Genomic DNA, 2,385 nt, shown 5'->3' with positions numbered 1-2,385 from the left:
CGTTAACGCTGGTGACCACGTACTCGCCCTTGGTCTCACCGGCGGCGGAGAGGAAGTTGTTTTTGCGCACCGCATCGTTTACGTCCTGGGCGGTGATGCCATAGGCGGCAAGCCTCACCGGGTCCAGCCAGATGCGCATAGCGAACACCTGGTTACCGAGAATCTCCGCTTCGGCCATGCCGGGCAGGGTGGCCAGCTTGGGCTGGATCACGCGGCTCAGGTAGTCGGTGATCTGCGGGTTGCTCAGCTCATCACTGTAGAAACTCACGTACATCAACGCCGAGGCATCGGCTGCCTCTTTGCTTAATACCGGGTCTTCGGCATTTTGCGGCAGCTGGTTTTTCACCTCGTTGGCCTTGGCCAGTAGCTCGGTAAACAGGCGGTCGCTGTCTGAGCCGATGCGCGCGTAAATCGAGATAACCGAGTAGTTCTGCCGGCTGACCGAGGTCATATAGTCGATACCCTCGGCGCTGGCCAAGGCCTGCTGCAAGGGTTGGGTGATATAGCCCTGAATGGTCTCAGCGTTGGCACCGGGGTAGGCGGTGGTCACCTGGATCAGGGCGTTTTCCATCTGCGGGTATTGGCGGATGGTCAGTTTGCTGAAGGCTTGAAAGCCCAGAAGAATAATCAGCAGACTGACCACGGTGGCCAACACCGGGCGACGGATAAAGGGGTCTGTAAAAGCCATGGAGTGCTTCCTTTGCCAGCTACGGTCTAGCGGTTGGGCAACCTAGTTGCTGGACTGACTATTCAGGAGTGCCTGGTCGTCGACGATGGTCACGTGGGCGCCGTTATCCAGTTTGAGCTGGCCGGCAGTCACCACCTGTTCGTCTTTTTTCAGGCCTTTGAGAATCACCACTTGGCCATCGCGGCGCTCGCCGGTTTCCACAAAACGGCGCTCAACCTGTAGGAAAGGCTGACCTTTGTCGTCTTTAACGTCCTGGCCTTGCTCATCTTTCTTCACGCCGACCACGTACACCGAGTTGCCGTACAGGGTGTAGGTGATGGCCGTTTCCGGCACCACCACGCGCACGCTTTGGTTGGGCAGCAGCACTTCCAGATTGGCGAACATACCCGGCAGCAGTTTGCTTTCTGGGTTGCTTAGCAGGGCGCGGATTTGCACGTTGCGGGTGCTGTTATCGACCTTGGGGTTGATGGCATTGATTTCGCCTTCAAAGCTTTCGTTCGGATAGGCCGCCACTACAAACCGCACGCGCTGGCCGAGCTTCAGCAGCGGCACCGATTGTTCGGGCAGGAAGAAGTCGACATACAAGCTGCTGACATCTTGCAGCGTGGCAATGATGGTACCGCTGGAGACGAAGTCGCCGACGTCAACCTGGCGAATACCGATGGTGCCGGCAAACGGCGCAATGATGCGCTTCTTGGCCAATACGGCTTTGAGCTGGGCAACGCGGGTATTGGACTTCTGCAGTTCGGCGGCGAGGCGATCGTATTCGCTTTTTGACAAGGCTTGGCGGGTGACCAGGCTGCGTGCCCGCTCAAACTCAACCTGGGCCAGGCCGCGTTCGGCTTCCGACGTGGCGAGGGTGGCTTGTTCCACTTCGCTATCGAGCTGAACGATGGGTTGGTGCAGCTCGACTTTTTCCCCAGAGCGGAACAGCACATCACGCACGGTGCCGCTCGACTCTACGGTGAGGTCAACGCCTTGCAAGGCTTTCAGGGTGCCGATGGCGGGCAAGCGACTTTGCCATTCGTGCTCGCTGCTCAGCGCAGCGGACACGCTGATGGCTGGCTTGGGTGCGCTGAATTGGGCAATTTGGGTTTGCAGGTGGGTCCACCAACCATAGCCGAGCGCGACTACAACAATGGCCATCACCACGATGGTGATGAGAAAGCGGCGAAGCAACATATTCCGGTTCCTTGGCAGGGAAATTGGGCCTGTGGAATAGGCAAGGCGCGTACCTTAGTCCCAGCGCCGTGGGCAAGTCAAAAGGCGCGGTTTGCAAATGATTGCGGGGGGATTTGTGATGACGAATAAACGAAAAGAGTCCAGCGGTTTTTAGCGGGTGAGCGTGATTTTTAAGGCGGGAACCCAGAGTTGCTCGCACGACTGATGTTCGCCTGCCGCTCTGCGAACCTGGGTCCCCGCCTACGCGGGGACGACGGGTGAAATTATTCGGCTCTCGTCGTTCCCGCGCAGGCGGGAATGCAGAATCGCTAGGGCGAACGCTGTTCGCCTGCCGCTCTGCGAACCTGGGCCCCCGCCTGCGCGGGGGCGACGGGTGAAATCATTCGGCTCTCGTCATTCCCGCGAAGGCGGGAATCCAGAATGGCTAGGGCGAACGCTGTTCGCCGGCTGCTCTGCGAACCTGGGCCCCCGCCTGCGCGGGGGCGACGGTGAAATCATTCGGCTCTCGTCATTGT

Annotated in this window: 2 protein-coding genes; both read right to left on the bottom strand. The window is 59.1% G+C overall.

Features of this window, described 5'->3' with window-relative positions; all coding sequences use genetic code 11:
* Window positions 1-688: efflux RND transporter permease subunit (locus AAAB16_RS14770; protein WP_340663997.1), on the bottom strand; the 688-nt coding region annotated here is incomplete at its 3' end.
* Window positions 689-730: 42 nt separating this feature from the next.
* Window positions 731-1,870 carry an efflux RND transporter periplasmic adaptor subunit gene (locus tag AAAB16_RS14765; protein ID WP_340663996.1) on the bottom strand — a complete coding sequence of 380 codons (1,140 nt, stop codon included), beginning with the start codon at window positions 1,868-1,870 and terminating at the stop codon, window positions 731-733.
* Between the last annotated feature and the right edge of the window lie 515 nt (window positions 1,871-2,385).

Origin of the sequence: Pseudomonas sp. (assembly GCF_037994325.1) — a bacterium.
Classification (GTDB): Bacteria; Pseudomonadota; Gammaproteobacteria; order Pseudomonadales; family Pseudomonadaceae; genus Aquipseudomonas.
The sequence above is the reverse complement of the archived record's forward strand: the minus strand, read 5'-3'. Positions and strand labels throughout refer to the sequence as shown.